The following is a 21,715-nucleotide window of genomic DNA, read 5'->3' as shown; positions in this document are numbered from 1 at the left end:
TCACTTCCTCGGGTCGAAGGCATCGCGAGCGGACTCGCCGATGAACACCAGCAGACTCAACATCAAGGCCAGCACGGCAAAGGCGCTGATGCCCAGCCACGGCGCCTGCAGGTTGGATTTGCCCTGGGCCACCAGTTCACCCAGGGACGGGCTACCCGCTGGCAGGCCGAAACCGAGGAAGTCCAGGGCGGTCAGGGTGCCGATGGCGCCCGTGAGGATGAACGGCATGAAGGTCATGGTCGAGACCATCGCGTTGGGCAGGATGTGGCGGAACATGATCGCGCCGTTCTGCATGCCCAGGGCGCGGGCGGCGCGCACGTATTCCAGGTTGCGCCCGCGCAGGAACTCGGCGCGCACCACGTCCACCAGGCTCATCCACGAGAACAGCAGCATGATCCCCAGCAACCACCAGAAGTTGGGCTGCACGAAACTGGCGAGGATGATCAGCAGGTACAACACCGGCAGCCCGGACCAGATCTCCAGGAAACGTTGCCCGGCCAGGTCCACCCAGCCGCCGTAGAAACCCTGCAAGGCCCCGGCGATCACGCCGATGATTGAGCTGAGTACGGTCAGGGTCAGGGCGAACAGCACCGAAATGCGGAAGCCGTAGATCACCCGGGCCAGCACGTCACGGCCCTGATCGTCGGTGCCCAGCAGATTGTCCGTCGAAGGTGGGCCCGGGGCCGGGACCTTCAGGTCGTAGTTGATGCTCTGGTAGCTGTAGGGAATCGGCGCCCACAGCACCCAGGCGTCCTTGGCCTTGAGCAGTTCGCGGATGTAGGGACTCTTGTAGTTCGCCTCCAGCGGAAATTCGCCACCGAAGGTGGTTTCCGGGTAGCGCTTGAGCGCCGGGAAGTACCAGTTGTTGTCGTAATGCACCGCCAGCGGCTTGTCGTTGGCGATCAGTTCGGCGCCCAGGCTTGCGCCGAACAGGATCAGGAACAGCCACAGCGACCACCAGCCACGCTTGTTGGCCTTGAACAGTTCGAAGCGCCGGCGATTGAGAGGGGACAGGTTCATCTCAATGCTCCCGGCTTTCGAAGTCAATGCGCGGATCGACAAAGGTGTAGGTGAGGTCGCCGATCAGTTTCACCACCAGTCCGAGCAGGGTGAAGATGAACAGCGTGCCGAATACCACCGGGTAATCGCGGTTGATCGCCGCCTCGAAACTCATCAGGCCAAGGCCGTCGAGGGAGAAGATCACCTCCACCAGCAAAGAACCTGTGAAGAAGATGCCGATGAAGGCCGAGGGGAAGCCGGCGATCACCAGCAGCATCGCATTGCGGAACACGTGGCCGTACAGCACGCGGTGGTTGGTCAGGCCCTTGGCCCTGGCGGTGATCACGTATTGCTTGTTGATTTCGTCGAGGAAGCTGTTTTTGGTCAGCAGGGTCATGGTCGCGAAGTTGCCGATCACCAGCGCGGTCACCGGTAGCGCCAGGTGCCAGAAGTAGTCGAGGATCTTGCCGCCCATGCTCAGTTCATCGAAGTTGTTCGAGGTCAGCCCGCGCAAGGGGAACCAGTCCAGGTAGCTGCCGCCGGCGAACACCACGATCAGCAGGATGGCGAACAGGAACGCCGGGATCGCATAGCCGACGATGATCGCCGAACTGGTCCAGACGTCGAAGTGACTGCCGTGCCGCGTGGCCTTGGCGATCCCCAGCGGGATCGACACCAGATACATGATCAGCGTGCTCCACAGCCCGAGGGAGATCGACACGGGCATCTTTTCCTTGATCAGGTCGATGACCTTGGCGTCGCGGAAGAAGCTGTCGCCGAAATCCAGCGATGCATAGTTCTTGACCATGATCCACAAGCGTTCCGGCGCCGACTTGTCGAAGCCGTACATGTGCTCGATTTCCTTGATCAGCGCCGGGTCCAGGCCCTGGGCGCCGCGGTAGGCCGAGCCTGCCACCGAGACTTCGGCGCCGCCGCCGGCGATGCGGCTGGTGGCGCCTTCGAAGCCTTCGAGCTTGGCGATCATCTGTTCCACCGGCCCGCCCGGGGCGGCCTGGATGATCACGAAGTTGATCAGCAAAATGCCGAACAGGGTTGGAATGATCAGCAACAGTCGCCGAAAAATGTACGCCAGCATCTGATTACTCCGTGCCCGCAGGATCGGCCTGCAGTGTGGTTTCGACTTCTATTGCCGGCTTGATGTCAGGCTTGACCCACCAGGTGGCCGTGCCGATGTCGTATTTAGGCGAGACCTTTGGATGGCCGATGTGGTTCCAGTACGCCACGCGCCAGGTCTTGATGTGCCAGTTGGGTATTACGTAATAGCCCCATTGCAGAACGCGGTCCAGCGCGCGGGCGTGGGCCACCAGGCTTTTGCGCGAATCGGCATTGATCAGTTGCTCGACCAGTTGATCGACCACCGGATCCTTCAGGCCCATGGAGTTGCGGCTGCCGGGTTTGTCGGCGGCGGCCGACATCCAGAATTCGCGTTGTTCGTTACCCGGCGAGTTGGACTGCGGGAAGCTGCCGACGATCATGTCGAAGTCCCGGGACCGCACACGGTTGATGTATTGCGAGACGTCGACCCGGCGGATCACCAGATCGATGCCCAAGTCGCTCAGGTTGCGCTTGAAGGGCAACAGCACCCGTTCGAATTCGGTCTGGGCCAGCAGGAATTCGATGACCACCGGTTTGCCGGTGGCGTCGACCATTTTGTCATCGACGATGCGCCAGCCGGCCTCCTGCAACAGTTGATAGGCTTGCCGTTGCTGGGCGCGGATCATGCCGCTGCCGTCGGTGGTCGGGTTCTGGAAGGCTTCGCTGAACACCTGCGGCGGCAGCTTGCTGCGGAACGGCTCGAGGATCGCCACCTGATCAGCATCTGGCAGGCCGGTGGCGGCCATTTCCGAGTTCTCGAAGTAACTGCGGGTGCGTGCATAGGCGCTGTTGAACAGTTGCTTGTTGGTCCATTCGAAGTCCAGCAACAACGACAAGGCCTGGCGTACACGCACATCCTGGAACACCGGGCGGCGCATGTTGAACACGAACCCTTGCATGCCGGTCGGATTGCCGTTGGGAATCTGCTCCTTGACCAGTCGGCCTTCGGTGACCGCCGGAATGTTGTAGGCGTTTGCCCAGTTCTTCGCGGTCATCTCCAGCCAGTAGTCGAACTGCCCGGCCTTGAGCGCTTCCAGGGCCACGGTGTTGTCGCGGTAGTAATCGGTGGTCATCACGTCGAAGTTGTAGAAACCCCGATTTACCGGCAGGTCCTTGCCCCAGTAATCCTTGACCCGCTCGTAACGCACCGAGCGTCCGGCCTTCACTTCGCTGACCTTGTACGGACCGCTGCCCAGCGGAATTTCCAGGTTGCCCTTGTTGAAATCACGGTCGGCCCACCAATGCTTGGGCAGCACAGGCAGTTGGCCGAGAATCAGCGGCAGCTCGCGGTTGTTGGTGTGCTTGAACTTGAACAGCACGGTGAGCGGGTCTTCGGCGACCACTTCCTCCACGTCGCTGTAGTAACCGCGGTACATCGGGGCGCCGTCCTTGGTCAGCATCTGGAAGCTGAACACCACGTCTTCGGCGCGGATCGGGTGGCTGTCGTGGAAACGCGCTTCCGGGCGCAGGTAGAAACGCACCCAGCCGTTGTCCGGGGCTTTCTCGATCAGGCGGGCGATCAGGCCGTATTCGGTGAACGGTTCATCCAGGCCCTGTTTGGCCAGGGTGTCGTAGATCATGCCGATATCGTCCGCCGGCACCCCCTTGCTGATGAACGGGTTGAGGCTGTCGAAACCGCCGAAGCCGGCCTGGCGGAAGATCCCGCCCTTGGGCGCATCGGGATTGACGTAATCGAAGTGTTTGAAATCGGCCGGGTATTTCGGCGGCTCGTTGTACAGGGTCACGGCGTGTTGCGGAGCGGCGCAGGCCAGCCCGGCGAACAACAGGCCGCTGGCCTGCAGGAGCAGGTTGCGGATGGGTTTCATCGATCTTTCTCCGAAGATTTCAGCCACCACGCGTTCAGGCCCAGGGTGTAGGGCGGCGTGGTGACGAAGGCGAGCCGGTTGCGGTACGCCAGGCGGTGATAATTGAGGTACCAGTTGGGGACGATGTAGTGCTGCCACAGCAGCACGCGGTCGAGGGCCTTGCCGGCGGCGACTTGCTCATCGCGGTTCTGGGCGGCCAGTAACTGTTCGAGCAGATGGTCGACCACCGGATTGGCGATGCCGGCGTAGTTCTTGCTGCCCTTGACCCCGGCCTGACTGGAGTGAAAGTACTGCCACTGTTCCAGTCCCGGGCTGAGCGTCTGGTTGAGGGTCATCAGAATCATGTCGAAATCGAACTGGTCGAGGCGTTGCTTGTATTGCGCGCGATCGACTGTGCGCAGCCGCGCATCGATGCCGATGCTGGTCAGGGTCTCGACGTAAGGCTGGAGGATGCGTTCAAGGTTCGGGTTGACCAGCAGCAACTCCAGTCGTAACGGTTGCCCGGCGGCGTTTTGCAGACGCTGGCCGTTGAGCTTCCAGCCGGCTTCGGCGAGCAGGCCGAGCGCTTTGCGCAAGGTCTCCCGGGGGATGCCCCGGCCGTCGGTCTGCGGCAGGCTGAACGGTTCGGTAAAGAGCCTGGGCGGCAACTGCTCGCGATAGGGTTTGAGCAACAGCCATTCGTGCCCGACCGGCAAACCGCCGGCCGAGAACTCGCTGTTGGGGTAGTAGCTCATGGCGCGTTGGTAGGCGCCGCCGAACAGCGTACGGTTGGTCCACTCGAAGTTGAACATCAGCCCCAGTGCTTCACGGACCCTGGCGTCCGAGAATGCCGGGCGACGGCTGTTCATGAACAGACCCTGGGTCTGGGTCGGGATCTGATGGGGAATCTGCGCCTTGATCACGTCACCGCGGCGTATGGCCGGGAAGTTGTAGCCGCTGTCCCAATTCTTCGCCTGATGCTCGATATAGATATCGAATTCACCGGCCTTGAACGCCTCGAACGCCACGTCGCTGTCGCGGTAGAACTCGACTTCCATGCGGTCGAAGTTGTACTTGCCGCGATTGACCGCCAGGTCCTTGCCCCAGTATTCCTTGACCCGTTCGAAGATGATCTGTCGCCCCGGCGTGACCGACGCGATGCGATACGGTCCGCTGCCCAGCGGAGGTTCGAAGGTGGTGGCCTTGAAGTCGCGACCTTTCCAGTAATGTTGCGCCAGCACCGGCATTTCGCCCAGGCGCAGGATCAGTAGCGGATTGCCGGCGCGCTTGAGCACGAAGCGGATCCGCTGTGGGTTGAGGATGTCCACGCGCGACACTTCCTGAAGGCTGGTGCGGTACAGCGGATGGCCTTCCTTGAGTAGCGTGCGGTAGGAGAACGCGACGTCGTAGGCGGTGATCGGCGTGCCGTCATGGAAGCGCGCTTCGGGACGCAGGTTGAACACCACCCAGCTGCGGTCCTCGCTGTATTCCACTGACCGGGCGATCAGGCCATAACTGGATGCGGGCTCGTCACCCGAGGGCGCGTACTGCCCGGTGCCGACCATCAGCGGCTCGTTGAGCTCGTTGATACCGTATTGGAGGAAACTGGGTGTGGTGACCGGGCTGGTGCCCTTGAAGGTGTAGGGATTGAGCGTATCGAAGGTGCCAAACGCCATGACACGCAACGTTCCACCCTTGGGCGCTTGCGGGTTGACCCAGTCGAAGTGGGTAAATCGGGCCGGGTACTTGAGCGTGCCGAACTGCGCATAACCGTGGCTTTCGCTGATCGTCGCGCTTGCGGCTGAGCTCAAGGCGAGGCTTATCAGGAACAGGGGCAGGGGACGCTTCAAATGGGGGATCCGATCCGGGCGGCTTGGACTTTGTGGATCGTACAGTAACAGCTTGTATGGACAGGAAAAAGACGGAGCCAGGATGGGGCAGGTTTTTGTAGGAGCTGGCTTGCCGGCGATCAAAACGATGCGATCCATCAGTTTGATCGCATCGCCGGCAAGCCGGCTCCTACAGGTTAGTGCGGATTAGCTACCGTCAACATCTGACCAGGCTTCAGCGCCTGACCGACACGCGGGTTCCAGCGCTTGAGGTGCTGCATCTCTACGTTGAATCGTTTGGCCACGATGTACAGCGAGTCGCCTTGCTGGACCTTGTACGTGGTCTGCTGCTTTTTGGTGTTCGCTGCAATCACGGTGTTGACGCGTCCGGAACTGCGTTTGCTGTTGTCCTGCATGACCAGGGTCTGGCCGGGCTTGAGGTTCTTGCCGGACAGTTTGTTCCAGCGTTGCAGGTCCTTCACGTCAACGTTGTTGGCCTTGGCGATGGAACCGAGGTTGTCACCCCGTTTGACCCGGTAGGCACGCTTGACGCTGGCGACTTGGGTGTCGCTGGCACCTTCGAAGACCGGCTTGAGCGATTTTTTGCTGATCAACTCTTCAGGGCGCATGGTCTGAAGGCTGCTGGTCAGCAATTGCGCCTTGGAGGTTGGCACCAGCAGGTGTTGCGGACCGTCGATGGTCGTGCGCTGCTTGAAGGCCGGGTTCAACTGGAACAGTTCGTCTTCGTCGATGTTGGCCACTTCAGCGACCTTGGACAGGTCCATGCGCTGGTTGATTTCGACGACCTGGAAATAGGGTTCGTTGGCGATCGGGTTGAGGTTCACGCCGTAGGCTTCCGGCGCCATCACCACTTGCGACAGTGCCAGCAACTTCGGCACATAGGCCTGGGTTTCGGAGGGCAGTGGCAGGTTCCAGTAGTCGGTCGGCAGGCCGAGGCGCTCGTTGCGCTCGATGGCCCGGCTGACGGTGCCTTCGCCGGCGTTGTAGGCCGCCAGGGCCAGCATCCAGTCGCCGTTGAACATGTCGTGCAGGCGGGTCAGATAATCCAGCGCGGCGGTGGTCGACGCAGTGATGTCGCGACGGCCATCATAGAAACGGGTTTGACGCAGGTTGAAGTAACGCCCGGTGGACGGGATGAATTGCCAAAGACCCACCGCGTCGGCCCGGGAGTAGGCCATCGGGTTGTAGGCACTTTCAATCACTGGCAGCAGGGCCAGTTCCAGCGGCATGTTGCGCTCTTCAAGGCGCTCGACGATGTAGTGAATGTAGAGGCTGCCACGTTCGCCGGCGTTCTCCAGGAAGGATGGATTGCTGGCGAACCACAGGCGCTGTTGCTCGATGCGCGGGTTGACACCCAGTCCGTCCTGCAACTGGAAGCCCTGGCGCATGCGCTCCCAGACGTCCTGCGGAATTTGCGGGCTGGGTTTTTCGCTGAGCCAGATCGGCTTCTGCTTGGCGCGCGCGGCAACGTTCGGCGTGTGCGCCGCATCGGTCTGTGGCGCATGGCTGGAACAGCCCGCCAGGGTGGCGGACACAGCCACCGCGATGGCTTGAGCCAAGCGGGTCAATGCGTCTGAACTGATGGCTTTGCGAATAGGTGACGACATTGGCTGGAAGTAAGTTCCGGGCAAAAATGTCGGGCGATTCTAGAAAGCACACCCTGTGCGGTCAACCTTTCAGAATTATTGCAGCCTTGGGAGACCCCTTTAGAACGTGTCTTTCCAAGCGCGAAGCGCAGCAAAAACCATATCGGGCGCCGAGTTATCGGTGCCGGTCCGTTCGTCCGCTTTTTCTTTAACGGATGTTTCACCGGAGCGCAAAAACGGGTTTGTGAGCTTTTCCAGCGCCAATGTCGACGGCAGCGTCATGATCCCGGATTCCCGTTGGCGGGTGACTTTGGCCAGGCGCTCGGCGGTGTCCGGATTGTTCGGTTCGACGGCTGCCGCGAACTTCAGATTGCTCAGGGTGTATTCGTGGGTGCAGTAGACCAGCGTGTCTTCCGGCAGCGCCGCGAGGCGAGTCAGCGAGCCGTGCATTTGCTGTGGCGTGCCTTCGAACAACCGCCCGCAGCCGGCGGCGAACAAGGTGTCGCCGCAGAACAGCAAGCCGTGATGGTAATAGGCGATATGCCCCAGGGTGTGGCCAGGGACTGCGAGCACATCGAAGTCCCAGCCGAGCACGCTGACCTTGTCGTTGTCCTTGAGCGCGACGTCCCGCGCCGGGATCTTTTCGCTGGCCGGACCATAGACTTTCGCGTTTGTCGCTTTCTTCAGCAATTCGACGCCGCCGACGTGGTCATGATGGTGGTGAGTGATCAAAATATCACTCAGTACCCAGCCCGGATTGGCCGCGAGCCAGGCTTGTACCGGGGCGGCATCACCCGGATCCACCACTGCGCAGCATTTGCTGCCGTGGTCTTGTAACAACCAGATGTAGTTGTCGGTGAAGGCGGGCAGGGCAGTGATCTGTATCATCGTCGGATTCGCCAAGCGGAAAACAATGGCGCATCTTAGAACTTCCTGGCGCGTTGGAGAATGCAATGACTGATAAAGCGTTCGCACAGGCTGATCCTGACTGGCTGGCGTTGATCAGCGCGGCCCGCGAGTGGCTGGCGGGCCCGATCGGGCAATTTCTGCTGGACGAAGAGCGGCGCATGCTCGAAGACGAACTCGGGCGGTTCTTTGGTGGCTATCTGGTGCATTACGGCCCCTCGGCCCAGACTCCGCCGTCAGCGCCACAGGTACAGCGCAATGTGCGTCTGGGCGCGCCGTTGCCGGGGGTCGAGATCGTTTGTGAAGAACAAGCCTGGCCGCTGAGCGAGCATGCCGCCGATGTGGTGGTATTGCAGCATGGCCTGGATTTCTGCCTGTCGCCCCACGGTTTGCTTCGCGAGGCGGCCAGCAGCGTGCGGCCCGGTGGGCATTTGCTGATCATCGGCATCAATCCCTGGAGCAGTTGGGGCCTGCGGCATGTGTTTGCCCAGGATGCGCTGCGCAAGGCACGCTGCATTTCGCCGTCTCGGGTCGCGGACTGGCTGAACCTGCTGGGCTTCGCGCTGGAGAAACGCCGCTTCGGGTGCTATCGTCCGCCGCTTGCGTCACCGGCATGGCAGACCCGCCTGGCCGGTTGGGAGCGTAAGGCCGGTGACTGGCAACTGTCAGGCGGCGGCTTCTATTTACTCGTGGCGCGCAAGATCGTGGTGGGCCTGCGACCGGTCCGTCAGGAGCGGCGCGAGCCGATGGGCAAGTTGATCCCTTTGCCGATGGCCAAGGTCAACCGTCGCAACATCGAACCGTAATACACACTTTTCATTTGCGGCCGGGCCTGTCCCGGCTTCGGGCGTCGTCGATCAGCGATCGGCGGGCCAGCGCATTTTCTGGATAGATTGGCATGAGCGATAGCGTAGAACTGTTCACCGACGGCGCCTGCAAAGGCAACCCTGGCCCTGGCGGCTGGGGCGCACTGCTGGTGTGCAAGGGCGTCGAAAAGGAACTCTGGGGCGGAGAAGCCAATACCACCAACAACCGCATGGAGCTCATGGGTGCGATCCGTGGCCTGGAAGAGCTCAAGCGTCCCTGCGAGGTGCTGCTGGTGACCGACTCTCAATACGTGATGAAAGGCATCAACGAGTGGATGGACAACTGGAAGAAGCGCGGCTGGAAAACCGCGGCGAAGGAGCCGGTGAAAAACGCTGACCTGTGGAAGTTGCTCGACGAGCAGGTCAACCGCCACAAAGTTACCTGGAAATGGGTGCGCGGGCACATTGGCCATCACGGCAATGAACGGGCCGACCAGTTGGCCAACCGTGGCGTGGATGAAGTGCGTGGGTACAAGCAGGGCTGAGTTGACTTCGGTCCTTGTAGGAGCCGGCTTGCCGGCGATGCTCGTCTGGTTTTCGTCGATCTCGAGACCGCTATCGCTGGCAAGCCAGCTCCTACAGATGGCTCGGTCTACCTGAAAGCCCCGGGCAAGCGTGTTAACATCGCCGCTTTTGCACGATTGACCGATTGAGAACTGAGCACTAATGGCCACCAGATCCGTTGTACTCGACACCGAAACCACCGGTATGCCGGTGACCGACGGCCACCGGATTATCGAAATCGGTTGTGTCGAGTTGATCGGCCGACGCCTGACCGGCCGGCACTTTCACGTCTACCTGCAACCCGATCGCGAAAGTGACGAGGGCGCCATCGGCGTCCACGGGATCACCAACGAATTCCTTGTGGGCAAGCCGCGTTTTGCCGAGGTGGCCGAAGAGTTCTTCGAGTTCATCAAGGGCGCGCAGCTGATCATCCATAACGCGGCGTTCGACGTTGGCTTCATCAACAACGAATTCGCCCTGATGGGGCAGCAGGATCGCGCGGACATCACGCAGCACTGCACGATCCTCGATACCCTGATGATGGCCCGGGAACGTCACCCGGGGCAGCGCAACAGCCTCGACGCCCTGTGCAAGCGCTATGGCGTCGACAACTCCGGCCGTGAACTGCACGGCGCCTTGCTCGACTCCGAGATTCTCGCCGACGTCTACCTGACCATGACTGGCGGGCAGACCAGTCTCTCCCTCGCCGGTAATGCCTCCGATGGCAATGGCTCCGGTGAAGGGGCGGACAATTCGGCCACCGAGATCCGTCGCCTGCCGGCGGGCCGACAGCCGACGCGCATCATCCGTGCCAGCGAAGACGACCTGGCCCGTCACGCGGCGCGCCTGGAAATCATCGGTAAATCCGCTGGCGCTCCGGCGTTGTGGGTGCAACTGGCCGAGGCTGAAGCGCAGGCCTGAGGTCTGTCTTTTGGTGAATGGCTTTTGTGGCGAGGGGGCTTGCCCCCGTTCGGCGGCGAAGCCGTCGTAAACCTGTATGCAAAATATGTCTGAAGAAATGCCGGGGACCGCTTCGCGCTCCAACGGGGGCAAGCCCCCTCGCCACACAAGCCACAGGGAAATTCCCTCTGGTGCATCCCGCTCGCTACATCCGCTGCAACACTCTACCCTGAGGTGATTGGCAGGCTCTGCTCTGCCGCCTCGGGACACTGAGCCTCATGTATAAAGATTTGAAATTCCCGGTCCTGATTGTCCATCGCGACATCAAGGCCGACAGCGTTGCCGGTGACCGCGTGCGGGGGATTGCCCGGGAGCTGGAGCAGGAAGGGTTCAGCGTCGTTTCGGCGGTGGACTACACCGAAGGGCGACTGGTGGCGTCAACTTACCATGGCCTGTCTTGCATGTTGATTGCGTCCGAAGACGCCAGCACCCATTCCCATTTATTGCAAAACATGGCCGAACTGATCGGTCTGGCGCGAGTGCGTGCGCCGGATCTGCCGATCTTTGCCCTGGGCGAAAAAGTGACCCTGGAAAATGCGCCGGCCGATGCCATGGCCGAGCTCAACCAGTTACGCGGCATTCTTTATCTGTTTGAAGACACGGTGCCCTTTCTCGCCCGACAGGTGGCCCGCGCGGCGCGTAAATACCTTGACGGCCTGTTGCCGCCATTTTTCAAGGCCCTGGTGCAACACACGGCGGATTCCAATTACTCGTGGCACACCCCCGGTCACGGCGGTGGCGTGGCGTATCACAAAAGTCCTGTGGGGCAGGCTTTTCACCAGTTTTTCGGGGAAAACACCCTGCGCTCGGATCTTTCGGTGTCGGTGCCGGAGCTCGGCTCGTTACTCGATCACACCGGCCCCCTGGCTGAAGCCGAGGCCCGTGCAGCACGTAATTTCGGCGCCGATCACACCTTTTTCGTGATCAATGGCACGTCCACGGCCAACAAGATTGTCTGGCACTCGGTGGTCGCTCGCGACGACCTGGTGCTGGTGGATCGCAATTGCCACAAATCGGTGCTGCACTCGATCATCATGACCGGCGCCATCCCGCTGTACTTGTGTCCGGAACGTAATGAGCTGGGGATCATCGGCCCGATTCCCCTGAGCGAGTTCAGCCGCGAATCGATCCAGGCCAAGATCGACGCCAGTCCGCTGACCAAGGGGCGTTCGCCGAAGGTCAAGCTCGCTGTAGTGACCAATTCGACGTATGACGGCCTTTGCTATAACGCCGAGCTGATCAGGCAGCAACTGGGCAATAGCGTTGAGGTACTGCACTTCGACGAGGCCTGGTATGCCTATGCGGCGTTTCATGAGTTTTTTGCCGGGCGCTACGGCATGGGCACGTCCCGTGATGAAGGCAGCCCGCTGGTGTTTACTACCCATTCCACCCACAAGTTACTGGCGGCTTTCAGTCAGGCGTCGATGATTCATGTGCGCGATGGCGGCGCAAGGCAACTGGACCGGGATCGCTTCAACGAAGCATTCATGATGCACATCTCGACCTCACCGCAGTACGGCATCATCGCCTCGCTGGATGTGGCTTCGGCGATGATGGAAGGGCCGGCCGGGCGTTCACTGTTACAGGAAATGTTCGACGAAGCCCTGAGTTTTCGTCGGGCGCTGGCCAACTTGCGCCAGCACATTGCTGCAGATGACTGGTGGTTTTCGATCTGGCAACCGCCCTCGGCGGAAGGCATCGAGCGGGTCGTCACCGAGGACTGGTTGCTGCAGCCCGATGCCGACTGGCATGGCTTTGGCGGCGTGACCGACGATTATGTGCTGCTCGACCCGATCAAGGTCACGCTGGTGATGCCGGGGCTGACGGCCGGTGGCGCCCTCAGCGAGCGCGGGATTCCAGCGGCAGTGGTCAGCAAATTCCTTTGGGAGCGAGGCCTGGTGGTCGAGAAGACCGGGCTGTATTCGTTCCTGGTGTTGTTCTCCATGGGCATCACCAAGGGCAAATGGAGCACGCTGCTCACCGAATTGCTGGAGTTCAAGCGCAGCTATGACGCCAACGTCAGTCTGGCCAGTTGCCTACCCTGCGTGGCGCAGGAAAATGTCGCGCGCTATCAGGGCATGGGCCTGCGGGATCTGTGCGATCAGTTGCATGCCTGCTATCGCAGCAATGCCACGGCCAGGCATCTCAAGCGCATGTACACCGTACTGCCGGAAGTCGCGATGAAGCCGGCGGACGCCTATGATCAATTGGTGCGAGGCGAGGTCGAGGCGGTGTCGATCGATGCGCTGGACGGGCGGATCGCCGCGGTGATGCTGGTGCCGTACCCGCCGGGCATCCCGTTGATCATGCCGGGCGAACGCTTTACCGAGACGACCCGCTCGATCATCGATTACCTGGCATTTGCCCGTACGTTCGATAGAAGTTTCCCGGGGTTCGTTGCTGATGTGCACGGATTGCAACACGAAGATCAGGGCAATGGGCGGTGCTACACCGTCGATTGCATCAAGGAGTGAGGACCTTTCCCAGTATGCAGCCGGTTATAAATCCGAATTACCCAGGGTTGTCGGTGCGGGTTGCCGATGAAGGTTTTGCCGCCTACATCTGGGGCAGTGATTTCAGTTTTGAAGTCGCGGCATACGGTGCGGCCGAGATCGGAAAACCGGTCGCACAGTGGCCCGTGACGCCGATCACGCCCTATCGCAAGTGCTACGGTATCGACCCGGAGGAGTTCAGCAGCTTTCTCCATGCCGCCGACAGCGCGATTTTCATGGCCTATCTGGATGACCAGCCCGTGGGACACCTGGTGGTCAGTACCAACTGGAATGGTTTTGCCCATATCGACGAATTGGCGGTGCATGCCCCGGCCCGGCGGCACGGCGTGGCCAAGGCCTTGCTGGATGTGGCGCAATTCTGGAGCCGCAAGAAAAAACTTCCGGGCATCATGCTCGAAACCCAGAACAACAACCTGGGGGCCTGCCGGCTCTATGAGCGCTGCGGTTACGTGATTGGCGGGATCGACCATCTGCGCTATCGCGGCATCGACCCGAACACCGCCGAAGTGGCGCTGTTCTGGTATCGAATATTCGAGAGTCCGCTGGAGAACCCGCTCAGTTCGTCAGCATCGCCGCGGCTTGTTCCGTGACGATCGCCAGCAGGGCCTGGACCGCCGGAGACGGTTCGGCGTTTTTCAGGGACAAGGCGTAGAGACTGATCGGGACAGCTGGCGCCAGCGGGCAGGTGTCCAGTCCCGAGGCCTTGGCGCCGAGGGCGGTGAAGGGGTCGACGATGGCCAGGCCTTCTCCGGCCTCGACCATGCTGCGCATCATCTGATGCGTCTGGACCCGGGTCTGAATCACTGGAGCAGGGCGCAAGCCGTGCAGTTTGTTTTCCAGCGCCGGGCTCAGCGGGTCGTGCCCCTCCAGGCCGATCATCGATTGACCGGCCAGATCCTGCAGTGAAATGTATTTCTGTTTCGGTTGCAGCCAGCCATGGGGTGCGAGCAACTGAAGTTTGCCCTGGGCAATCACCTGGCAATCGAGGTCGGCGTGGTCGGGGTCGTGCAAGCTCAGACCCAGATCGCTTTCACGCAGCAACAGGCTTCTGACGATGTCGCGGGTCGGCTGGCTCAGCAGAGTGCAAGGCGCGTCGGGCAAGCGGCGGCGCAGGGCCGCGATGCTGTGTGGCAACAATTGATTGGCCAGAGGCGGGGTGCAGATGATGCGCAACGGCGGCGCCAGGTATTGACGGAGGCTGTTGGCCAAGCGCTGTACCGGTTCGAGTGCATCGTAGACCCGGGCAATTTCCACCTGCAGTTCCCGCGCTTCGCGGGTGGCCTGCAATCGTCCGCGCACGCTGGCGAACAGCATGAAACCCAACTGATCCTCGGCGTCGCGCAGCAAATGCTCGACTTCGGTCACCGGCAACTGCAGCCATTCGGCGGCGGTGCCCAGGTGACCGGTCTGCAAGAGCGCCTGGATCACTTCGATATGGCGTAAGCGCATGCGTGAAGTCCATGTTCAGCCGGTGGAGGAGTCAGTGGCTGAATCCTACCCCAAGTCCGCGCATATGACTTCTGCTCATAACGACGGGTTATGAAACGCTGGCGGTTTGCGGTTCGCGCGTAAGGGTTACGCCGGTTTGCACCAACTGAAACTCATTGTCGTCGACCTTGTTGACACGGTCGCCAATGGCCAGCTTGTAAGTGGTGACAGGCCCTGAACCGTCTACCGCCGGGGTGGATTCCTGGAACTCGTGCACCGAATAAATACGGCCTTCCGCATCTCTTGCATGGAACTGACCGACGAGTACTGCTGCCATCTGCTTAGAACCTCTGGAGATAAATCACTCAATTTGCGGCTCTGTAGACCGTGGTTGGGTGAGGTAAGTTTTCCTACAGGAAAAAAATAGTCAGGGACGGCGTTTTCAGTCGCCCGCTGCTTGAATCGTCATCTATAACTACAAGCTCTTCATATCGGACAGTCGAGACATTCCCATGAGCAACGTCTATACGGTCGCCGTCGTGGTCGGCAGCTTGAGAAAGGAATCGATCAACCGCAAGGTCGCACGGGCCTTGGCAGAACTGGCGCCGGCCAATCTCAAGCTCAACATCGTCGAGATTGGCGATCTGCCGCTCTATAACGAAGACATCGATGGTGCTTCACCGCCGGCAGCCTACAGCACTTTCCGACAACAGGTGAGCTCATCCGACGCGGTGCTGTTCGTGACCCCGGAATACAACCGATCGGTGCCGGCGCCATTGAAAAATGCGATTGACGTGGGTTCGCGTCCCTACGGCAAAAGTGCCTGGAATGGTAAGCCGGGCGCCATTATCAGTGTTTCGCCGGGGGCCGTCGGCGGGTTCGGTGCCAACCACAACCTGCGCCAATCCATGGTGTTTCTCAATGTGCCGCTGATGCAGCAACCGGAAGCCTATCTGGGGAACGCCGGTTCGGCGTTCGACGAGGCGGGCAAGCTGTCCGACTCGGTCAAGCCGTTCCTGCAAAATTTCATCAATGCCTATGGGCAATGGGTCGAGCAGCACAAGAAAGTTTGACGTTCGTCATCCGGCGCTTTGTCCTACGAAGCGCCGGATAGCCGGCTACAAATCATCGTTTCCATTTCCAACAGCCAGGCGGCGGTTAGCTCCGCCGTCGGTTGTGCCGTGATGCAATAGCGACGACCGCCCCAGGCCATGATGACCCAGGCTTCGATCGTTGGTGCGGATGGCTGCATTGGGGCCATGTTCCGACCTGGGGATTTGCCGACGTCATTGCGTCCAAGGTGAAAGGCATCAAGGTGGGCGAGCGTTTCTACGGTTACTTTCCGCTGGCCAGTCACCTGTGGATGCGCCCGGAACGGGTTACCGAACGTGGCTTTTACGATGGGGTCGAGCACCGGTCGGGGTTGACCTCGGCGTATAACCAGTACACGCGCTGCAGTTGGGATGCGTACTACAGTCCTGAAACCGAAAACCTGCAGATTCTGCTCAAACCGTTGTTTCTGACCTCGTCGATGCTGGCGGATTTCCTCCAGGACAATCAGTTCTTTGGCGCAACCCGGTTGGTGTTTTCCAGTGCGTCGAGTAAAACCGCCTACGGCACGGCCGTCTGCCTGGAGAGTCATCCGCAACTGGAACGGATTGCCCTAACCTCGGCCGCCAACAAAGCCTTTGTCGAAACCCTCGGTTGTTACGAGCGGGCAGTGGCATACGAGGAGCTGACGAGTCTTGGGAATGATCGTCCTACGTTGTATGTGGATTTTTCTGGTGACCTCAAGTTGCGGGATCAGGTGCATCAGCACTTTGCCCGACAGCTGGTCTACAGTTGCTTCGCCGGTTCAGCGCAAAGCACGAACGAGGCGCAACTGACGGCCATTGAAGGGCCTCAACCGGTGTTTTTCTTTGCGCCCGTCCAGATCCGCAAGCGTAACGCCGAGTGGGGGCCGGAAGGGGTCAGCCAGCATATCGGCAAAGGGTTGCTGCGGTTTTTTCAGCAAGTGACGGCTGAGAAGAAGCCGTTGTTGGAAGTGGTGGAGAGCCAGGGGTATGAGGCGGCGCAAGATGTCATTTTCCGGTTGTTTCATGGGCAGGTGGCGCCCGTTGAAGGGCATGTGATTCACTTGTGAAGTGACTCGGCGAGGTTAGACCGGGGTGGCCCCTTCGCTGGCAAGCCAGCTCCTACAGGGTTATGCGCACACTTTGTAGGAGCTGGCTTGCCAGCGAAGAGGCCCGGCCAAACAACACAACTCTCAACCCTGTCCCGGCACATTCGGCCAAAGATCCGCCACCAGAAACAATCGTTCGGCCTCTTCCCAGTCGCTATTGGCATTTTCCGTCAGGCGCACCAGCAGTTGTGCCGGCGCCAGCGGGTCCAGGTCATTGAGCCATGCCCGCATCTGCTCAGGGTTCCAGGTGTGCTCCTCCGAATAATGCGCCGGCGCCAGCCAGGCATGGCGGGGCAGGGGTTGCCAGCGACCGGGCGCGCTCTGGGCAACCAACGCCGGCCAATCCTTTTGATGTAGCCAGCGCCCGCGCAAATGCTGCGGATGGGCTCCCGACGGCGGGGCGGCCTGGCCGGGCCACGGATACAGCAAGTACCCGCCCAGCCACAAATGCGCGCTGAACACCTGGATATCCAGCGCCGCCAGCACTTCACGGCTCTCGGGGCGCGCGGAAATCGGCAACTGATGCTGGCTCAGGTGCGCCAGTTTGCGGTCGAGCCGGTCGTGGCACCCCGGACCCAGCCACTGGGCCGTGTCATGCCCGTCGCCGGATTGCGGGCCGAGGTAGAGCTTGATCGCCAGCTCCAGGTGATGCACGCCATCGCGATCGCGCAGCAGCATGTCCAGTTCACCCAGGGTGTGGCCTTCGCGGCGAATCGGCATGTTGGCGGCAATCAGTTCAATGCCCGGCGCATGCTGCACGGCGAATTGCCAGAGGCGTTCGTAGTACAAACCCAGGCGCCGGGTCCGGGCCTGGGCCAGCCAGTGCAACAAGCCATAACTGTCCCGGTCCAGCTGGCGCAGCCAATGCTCCAGCCGTTGTGGTTCCTGCACCCAGTCGCTGCCGGCCAGCGGGTGGCGCTGCGGCCACGGGGTATCGCCCAACATCGGCGGGGCGAGGATGACCCACGCCAGGTCACGCACTTCGGGATGGCGTAACTGGTGGGGCAGGTGGAGCAAATCCGGAAATAGCATCATCTTGCGAGCATAGCCCGAAACCCGGGCACACCCTTGAAGCTGAAAGGATTTTGTCTACGGACGGCTTTCGCCCATAATCGTGGTTTTCGCCGCCACACAGATCCCCGCAGGAGCCCCATGGAGCAATTTCGCAATATCGGCATCATCGGTCGCCTGGGCAGTTCCCAGGTGCTGGATACCGTCCGCCGACTGAAACGGTTTCTGCTCGATCGTCACCTGCACGTGATCCTCGAAGACACCATCGCCGAAGTGCTGCCAGGGCACGGTCTGCAAACCTCGTCGCGCAAGATGCTCGGCGAAGTCTGTGACATGGTCATCGTGGTCGGTGGTGACGGCAGCCTGCTCGGTGCCGCCCGGGCGCTGGCCAGGCACAACATTCCGGTGCTCGGCATCAACCGTGGCAGCCTGGGTTTCCTCACCGACATCCGTCCCGACGAGCTGGAAACCAAGGTCGCCGAAGTGCTGGATGGTCACTATCTGGTGGAAAACCGCTTCCTCTTGCAAGCCGAGGTCCGCCGCCACGGCGAGGCCATCGGCCAGGGCGATGCCTTGAACGATGTGGTGCTGCACCCCGGCAAATCCACGCGAATGATCGAGTTCGAGCTGTACATCGACGGCCAGTTCGTCTGCAGCCAGAAGGCCGACGGCCTGATCGTCGCGACGCCGACCGGCTCCACCGCCTACGCGCTGTCTGCCGGCGGGCCGATCATGCATCCCAAGCTCGACGCTATTGTGATTGTGCCGATGTACCCCCATACCTTGTCGGGTAGGCCGATTGTGGTCGATGGCAACAGCGAGCTGAAAATCGTCGTGTCCAAGGATATGCAGATTTACCCGCAAGTCTCGTGTGACGGGCAGAACCACTTCACCTGCGCGCCCGGCGACACCATTACCGTGAGCAAGAAAGCCCAGAAACTGCGGCTGATTCACCCGCTCGACCACAACTACTATGAAGTCTGCCGGACCAAGCTCGGCTGGGGCAGCAAGTTGGGGGGTGGAGGCGACTGATGCTCGATCCCGCGCGTAGCTACGACCTGATCGGTGACGTGCACGGTTGCGCTCTGACCCTGGAGCACTTGCTCGACCGACTTGGTTATCACAAACAGAGTGGCGTCTGGCGCCATGCTTCGCGCATGGCGGTGTTCGTCGGCGATATCATCGACCGCGGCCCGCGGATTCGCGAGGCGCTGCACATCGTCCACGACATGGTGGAGGCCGGTCAGGCGCTGTGCATCATGGGCAATCACGAGTTCAATGCACTGGGCTGGAGCACGCCGGCGCTGCCCGGCAGCGGCAAGCAGTTCGTGCGCGAGCACACGCCGCGCCATGCCCGCCTGCTGCACGAAACCCTGACTCAGTTCGAACATCATCCGGGCGACTGGCACGACTTCCAGCAATGGTTCTATGAGCTGCCGTTGTTCGTCGATGCCGGGCGTTTTCGCGTGGTCCACGCCTGTTGGGATGCCGGGCTGATCGAGCCGCTGCGGGCGTTGTTCCCCGACGGTTGCATTGATGAGCCTTTTCTTCAGGCATCGGCGGAGTCGGGTTCCTTTGCCTGCACTGTGTTCGACCGGCTGCTGCGCGGCACGGATATGCGCTTGCCCCATGGCCTGACCATGACCAGCGGCGATGGTCTGGTGCGTTCGTTCTTCCGCACCAAGTTCTGGGAAGACGATCCGAAAACCTACGGCGACATCGTGTTCCAGCCCGATGCACTACCGGAACCCGTGGCTCTGACGCCGCTGTCGTCCACCGAAAAGAACAGTTTGCTGCGCTATGGCGTCGAAGAACCTCTGTTGTTCGTCGGCCATTACTGGCGCAGCGGCAAGCCGGCACCGATTCGGCCGAACCTGGCCTGCCTGGATTACAGCGCGGTGCTGTACGGCAAACTGGTCGCCTATCGCCTGGACCAGGAAACCCGCCTGGATCCGAATAAATTCGTCTGGGTCGATGTCGAGCGGCCGGAGGTGCTGCAATGAGTGCTGTAGCGGTATTGCGTCTGCCATTGGCGGTGGACTTGAGCGGGTTCGTCACGCTACTCAAACGCATGCAGGTGCCTCATCGCGTCAGTGAAGAGGCCGGTGAGCAGGTGCTGTGGGTGCCGCAGAACATCAGTGAAGACGTGCGTGCGCTGTACGAACGTTTTCCGGCGGGCGACCCCGATCAACAACTGGACATTCCGGTGGCGCAAACCGTCAAGCGTCCGGGATTCGTCGAGCAGTTGAAATACGCCAGGGCCACCGCGCTGGTATTGCTGCTGAGCATCATCGTCGGTGCGGTCACGATGCTGGGCGACAACCTTGAAACGATGCGCTGGCTGACCTTCCTCGAATTCCGCGTAGTCGGCGAATACATCCACTTCACGCCGCTGGCCGACAGCCTGGCGGCGGGGCAGTGGTGGCGCCTGTTTACGCCGATGCTGATCCACTTCGGTATCCTGCACCTGGCGATGAATGGCATGTGGTACTGGGAACTGGGGCGGCGCATCGAGTCACGCCAGGGCAGTATCAACCTGATCGGCCTGACCTTGCTGTTCAGCCTGGTGTCCAACTACGCCCAGTACTATTTCAGCGGCCCGACCCTGTTCGGCGGGTTGTCCGGCGTGCTGTATGGGCTGCTCGGACATTGCTGGATCTTCCAGTTGCTGGCACCGAACCCGGCTTATCGCCTGCCCCGTGGCGTACTGGTGATGATGCTGGTGTGGTTGCTGCTGTGCCTGTCCGGGCTGGTCTCGATGATCGGCTTCGGCGAGATCGCCAACGCAGCCCACGTCAGCGGGTTACTCATCGGATGCTTCACCGGTTTGTTGGGCGGTTTGTATAACCGCCGTAAACTGGCCGCCTAATTCAGAACATGCAATAAAGAGACGGAGACCCAATGTCCTCTTTTAACGAAATGATCAAGAACATCACCCCCGATATCTACGAGAGTCTGAAACTGGCCGTGGAAATCGGCAAATGGTCCGACGGTGGCAAGCTCACCGCCGAACAACGCGAACTGTCGTTGCAGGCGATGATCGCCTGGGAAATCCAGAACCTGCCCGAGGACCAGCGTACTGGCTACATGGGCCCGCAGGAATGCAGCTCCAAGTCGATTCAAGTGCCCAATATCCTGTTCAAGTCGGATGCCATCCATTGATCGAGATTGGCCGCGGTGCAATCAGCAAAATGTCGGCGCGCCTTGACGGGCCGAACGTGCAATACGCCTTCCGTCTGGGCGAAACCGAAGTCCCGGTCAATCCGTTGATCGGCACCACGGTTCGCCTGGAATACTTGGGTGCGATCCACTGCATCCATTGCGGACGCAAGACCAAGACCAGTTTCAGCCAGGGTTACTGCTACCCGTGCATGACCAAACTGGCCCAGTGCGACGTGTGCATCATGAGCCCGGAGCGCTGCCACTTCGACGCTGGCACCTGCCGCGAGCCCGAGTGGGGCGAGAAGTTCTGCATGACCGATCATGTGGTGTACCTGGCCAACTCGTCGGGGGTGAAAGTCGGGATTACCCGTGCCACCCAGTTGCCGACCCGCTGGCTCGACCAGGGTGCGAGCCAGGCCTTGCCGATCATGCGCGTATCGACCCGGCAGCAGTCCGGCTTCGTCGAGGATCTGTTTCGCAGCCAGGTGGCCGACAAGACCAACTGGCGCGCTTTACTCAAGGGCGATGCGGCGGCAGTGAACCTGGCCGAGGTTCGCGATCAACTGTTCGACAGCTGCGCCGAAGGCTTGCAAGGGTTGCAGGAACGCTTTGGTTTGCAGGCGATCCAGGCGGTTACCGATATCGAACCGCTGGAAATCCGCTACCCGGTCGAGCAGTACCCGGCGAAGATTGTCAGCTTCAACCTGGACAAGAACCCGATTGCCGAAGGCACGCTGATGGGGGTCAAGGGGCAATACCTGATCTTCGACACCGGCGTGATCAACATTCGTAAATACACGGCTTACCAGCTCGCCGTGCATCAGTAA

At 60.8% G+C, this 21,715-nt stretch carries 21 protein-coding genes; 12 read left to right on the top strand and 9 right to left on the bottom strand.

What is annotated here, in order from left to right; all coding sequences use genetic code 11:
- The 6 genes from B0D71_RS04425 to gloB all read right to left on the bottom strand — a co-directional run bounded on the left by B0D71_RS04425 (position 1) and on the right by gloB (position 8,244).
- The gene (locus B0D71_RS04425) at positions 1 to 1,020 is read right to left on the bottom strand and encodes an ABC transporter permease (protein WP_103393650.1); all 1,020 of its coding nucleotides are present in this window, start codon (positions 1,018 to 1,020) and stop codon (positions 1 to 3) included.
- Between the two features lies 1 nt (position 1,021).
- Positions 1,022 to 2,095: a microcin C ABC transporter permease YejB gene (locus tag B0D71_RS04420; RefSeq protein ID WP_007979116.1), complete on the bottom strand. Its 1,074-nt coding sequence runs from the start codon at positions 2,093 to 2,095 to the stop codon at positions 1,022 to 1,024.
- A 4-nt stretch (positions 2,096 to 2,099) separates the two neighbouring features.
- Positions 2,100 to 3,941, bottom strand: a complete 1,842-nt coding sequence (locus tag B0D71_RS04415) for an extracellular solute-binding protein (protein WP_103393649.1) — start codon at positions 3,939 to 3,941, stop codon at positions 2,100 to 2,102.
- Positions 3,938 to 5,758 (bottom strand): extracellular solute-binding protein, encoded by a 1,821-nt coding sequence (locus B0D71_RS04410; protein ID WP_420825128.1) that lies wholly within the window; start codon positions 5,756 to 5,758, stop codon positions 3,938 to 3,940. The genes B0D71_RS04415 and B0D71_RS04410 overlap by 4 nt, the downstream gene beginning before the upstream one ends.
- Positions 5,759 to 5,946: 188 nt before the next feature.
- Positions 5,947 to 7,377, bottom strand: coding sequence for a LysM peptidoglycan-binding domain-containing protein (locus B0D71_RS04405; RefSeq protein WP_103393648.1), 1,431 nt, complete (start codon positions 7,375 to 7,377; stop codon positions 5,947 to 5,949).
- 99 nt (positions 7,378 to 7,476) lie between these two features.
- The gene (gene gloB / locus B0D71_RS04400) at positions 7,477 to 8,244 is read right to left on the bottom strand and encodes a hydroxyacylglutathione hydrolase (protein ID WP_103393647.1); all 768 of its coding nucleotides are present in this window, start codon (positions 8,242 to 8,244) and stop codon (positions 7,477 to 7,479) included.
- Between the two features lie 65 nt (positions 8,245 to 8,309).
- Between gloB and B0D71_RS04395 the strand changes: the two genes are divergently transcribed.
- The 5 genes from B0D71_RS04395 (at position 8,310) to B0D71_RS04375 (ending at position 13,695) form a co-directional block, all read left to right on the top strand.
- Positions 8,310 to 9,068 carry a class I SAM-dependent methyltransferase gene (locus B0D71_RS04395; protein WP_085725153.1) on the top strand — a complete coding sequence of 253 codons (759 nt, stop codon included), beginning with the start codon at positions 8,310 to 8,312 and terminating at the stop codon, positions 9,066 to 9,068.
- Between the two features lie 92 nt (positions 9,069 to 9,160).
- Entirely contained in the window at positions 9,161 to 9,613 is a 453-nt protein-coding gene (rnhA, locus tag B0D71_RS04390) for a ribonuclease HI (protein WP_007979123.1), read from the top strand.
- A 181-nt stretch (positions 9,614 to 9,794) separates the two neighbouring features.
- A complete protein-coding gene (gene dnaQ / locus B0D71_RS04385; RefSeq protein ID WP_103393646.1) occupies positions 9,795 to 10,553 on the top strand; it encodes a DNA polymerase III subunit epsilon in 759 nt (252 codons plus the stop codon).
- Between the two features lie 257 nt (positions 10,554 to 10,810).
- A complete protein-coding gene (locus B0D71_RS04380; protein WP_103393645.1) occupies positions 10,811 to 13,066 on the top strand; it encodes an Orn/Lys/Arg family decarboxylase in 2,256 nt (751 codons plus the stop codon).
- 14 nt (positions 13,067 to 13,080) lie between these two features.
- Positions 13,081 to 13,695 (top strand): GNAT family N-acetyltransferase, encoded by a 615-nt coding sequence (locus B0D71_RS04375; protein WP_103393644.1) that lies wholly within the window; start codon positions 13,081 to 13,083, stop codon positions 13,693 to 13,695.
- Here B0D71_RS04375 and B0D71_RS04370 read toward each other — a convergent pair.
- Positions 13,661 to 14,554, bottom strand: coding sequence for a LysR family transcriptional regulator (locus B0D71_RS04370; protein ID WP_103393643.1), 894 nt, complete (start codon positions 14,552 to 14,554; stop codon positions 13,661 to 13,663). The two genes, B0D71_RS04375 and B0D71_RS04370, sit on opposite strands and share 35 nt — an antisense overlap.
- Positions 14,555 to 14,642: 88 nt before the next feature.
- A complete protein-coding gene (locus B0D71_RS04365) occupies positions 14,643 to 14,870 on the bottom strand; it encodes a hypothetical protein (RefSeq protein ID WP_103393642.1) in 228 nt (75 codons plus the stop codon).
- Positions 14,871 to 15,045: 175 nt separating this feature from the next.
- On the opposite strand from B0D71_RS04365, the gene B0D71_RS04360 reads away from it, so the two are divergent.
- Together B0D71_RS04360 and B0D71_RS04350 are read left to right on the top strand one after the other, a co-directional pair.
- Positions 15,046 to 15,606 carry an NADPH-dependent FMN reductase gene (locus tag B0D71_RS04360; RefSeq protein ID WP_103393641.1) on the top strand — a complete coding sequence of 187 codons (561 nt, stop codon included), beginning with the start codon at positions 15,046 to 15,048 and terminating at the stop codon, positions 15,604 to 15,606.
- A gap of 227 nt (positions 15,607 to 15,833) precedes the next feature.
- Complete coding sequence (locus B0D71_RS04350) at positions 15,834 to 16,676, top strand: DUF2855 family protein (protein WP_240635665.1); 843 nt, start codon at positions 15,834 to 15,836, stop codon at positions 16,674 to 16,676.
- Positions 16,677 to 16,799: 123 nt separating this feature from the next.
- On the opposite strand, the gene B0D71_RS04345 is transcribed toward B0D71_RS04350, so the two are convergent.
- Positions 16,800 to 17,750 carry a DUF1853 family protein gene (locus B0D71_RS04345; protein WP_103393640.1) on the bottom strand — a complete coding sequence of 317 codons (951 nt, stop codon included), beginning with the start codon at positions 17,748 to 17,750 and terminating at the stop codon, positions 16,800 to 16,802.
- Between the two features lie 117 nt (positions 17,751 to 17,867).
- Here B0D71_RS04345 and B0D71_RS04340 point away from each other — a divergent pair, with 117 nt between their 5' ends.
- From B0D71_RS04340 to B0D71_RS04320, 5 genes are read left to right on the top strand one after another with little or no spacing between them, the layout of a single operon-like run.
- Entirely contained in the window at positions 17,868 to 18,758 is an 891-nt protein-coding gene (locus B0D71_RS04340; RefSeq protein ID WP_057398469.1) for an NAD(+) kinase, read from the top strand.
- A complete protein-coding gene (locus B0D71_RS04335; RefSeq protein ID WP_103393639.1) occupies positions 18,758 to 19,729 on the top strand; it encodes a metallophosphoesterase in 972 nt (323 codons plus the stop codon). Before B0D71_RS04340 ends, B0D71_RS04335 begins: the two co-directional genes overlap by 1 nt.
- Positions 19,726 to 20,595: a rhomboid family intramembrane serine protease gene (locus B0D71_RS04330; protein ID WP_103393638.1), complete on the top strand. Its 870-nt coding sequence runs from the start codon at positions 19,726 to 19,728 to the stop codon at positions 20,593 to 20,595. The genes B0D71_RS04335 and B0D71_RS04330 overlap by 4 nt, the downstream gene beginning before the upstream one ends.
- Positions 20,596 to 20,627: 32 nt before the next feature.
- Entirely contained in the window at positions 20,628 to 20,888 is a 261-nt protein-coding gene (locus B0D71_RS04325) for a YeaC family protein (RefSeq protein ID WP_053158810.1), read from the top strand.
- Positions 20,885 to 21,715: a DUF2797 domain-containing protein gene (locus tag B0D71_RS04320; protein ID WP_103393637.1), complete on the top strand. Its 831-nt coding sequence runs from the start codon at positions 20,885 to 20,887 to the stop codon at positions 21,713 to 21,715. Before B0D71_RS04325 ends, B0D71_RS04320 begins: the two co-directional genes overlap by 4 nt.

Source organism: Pseudomonas laurylsulfativorans, assembly GCF_002906155.1.
Lineage (GTDB): Bacteria > Pseudomonadota > Gammaproteobacteria > Pseudomonadales > Pseudomonadaceae > Aquipseudomonas > Aquipseudomonas laurylsulfativorans.
This window is presented reverse-complemented; position numbering and strand designations above follow the sequence as displayed.

What these genes read in the sequence shown, in the direction of transcription:
- B0D71_RS04425 (WP_103393650.1), bottom strand. Translation starts at nt 1,020, where the DNA reads ATGAACCTGTCCCCTCTCAATCGCCGGCGCTTCGAACTGTTCAAGGCC.
- B0D71_RS04420 (WP_007979116.1), bottom strand. Translation starts at nt 2,095, where the DNA reads ATGCTGGCGTACATTTTTCGGCGACTGTTGCTGATCATTCCAACCCTG.
- B0D71_RS04415 (WP_103393649.1), bottom strand. Translation starts at nt 3,941, where the DNA reads ATGAAACCCATCCGCAACCTGCTCCTGCAGGCCAGCGGCCTGTTGTTC.
- B0D71_RS04405 (WP_103393648.1), bottom strand. Translation starts at nt 7,377, where the DNA reads ATGTCGTCACCTATTCGCAAAGCCATCAGTTCAGACGCATTGACCCGC.
- gloB (WP_103393647.1), bottom strand. Translation starts at nt 8,244, where the DNA reads ATGATACAGATCACTGCCCTGCCCGCCTTCACCGACAACTACATCTGG.
- B0D71_RS04395 (WP_085725153.1), top strand. Translation starts at nt 8,310, where the DNA reads ATGACTGATAAAGCGTTCGCACAGGCTGATCCTGACTGGCTGGCGTTG.
- rnhA (WP_007979123.1), top strand. Translation starts at nt 9,161, where the DNA reads ATGAGCGATAGCGTAGAACTGTTCACCGACGGCGCCTGCAAAGGCAAC.
- dnaQ (WP_103393646.1), top strand. Translation starts at nt 9,795, where the DNA reads ATGGCCACCAGATCCGTTGTACTCGACACCGAAACCACCGGTATGCCG.
- B0D71_RS04380 (WP_103393645.1), top strand. Translation starts at nt 10,811, where the DNA reads ATGTATAAAGATTTGAAATTCCCGGTCCTGATTGTCCATCGCGACATC.
- B0D71_RS04375 (WP_103393644.1), top strand. Translation starts at nt 13,081, where the DNA reads ATGCAGCCGGTTATAAATCCGAATTACCCAGGGTTGTCGGTGCGGGTT.
- B0D71_RS04370 (WP_103393643.1), bottom strand. Translation starts at nt 14,554, where the DNA reads ATGCGCTTACGCCATATCGAAGTGATCCAGGCGCTCTTGCAGACCGGT.
- B0D71_RS04365 (WP_103393642.1), bottom strand. Translation starts at nt 14,870, where the DNA reads ATGGCAGCAGTACTCGTCGGTCAGTTCCATGCAAGAGATGCGGAAGGC.
- B0D71_RS04360 (WP_103393641.1), top strand. Translation starts at nt 15,046, where the DNA reads ATGAGCAACGTCTATACGGTCGCCGTCGTGGTCGGCAGCTTGAGAAAG.
- B0D71_RS04345 (WP_103393640.1), bottom strand. Translation starts at nt 17,750, where the DNA reads ATGATGCTATTTCCGGATTTGCTCCACCTGCCCCACCAGTTACGCCAT.
- B0D71_RS04340 (WP_057398469.1), top strand. Translation starts at nt 17,868, where the DNA reads ATGGAGCAATTTCGCAATATCGGCATCATCGGTCGCCTGGGCAGTTCC.
- B0D71_RS04335 (WP_103393639.1), top strand. Translation starts at nt 18,758, where the DNA reads ATGCTCGATCCCGCGCGTAGCTACGACCTGATCGGTGACGTGCACGGT.
- B0D71_RS04330 (WP_103393638.1), top strand. Translation starts at nt 19,726, where the DNA reads ATGAGTGCTGTAGCGGTATTGCGTCTGCCATTGGCGGTGGACTTGAGC.
- B0D71_RS04325 (WP_053158810.1), top strand. Translation starts at nt 20,628, where the DNA reads ATGTCCTCTTTTAACGAAATGATCAAGAACATCACCCCCGATATCTAC.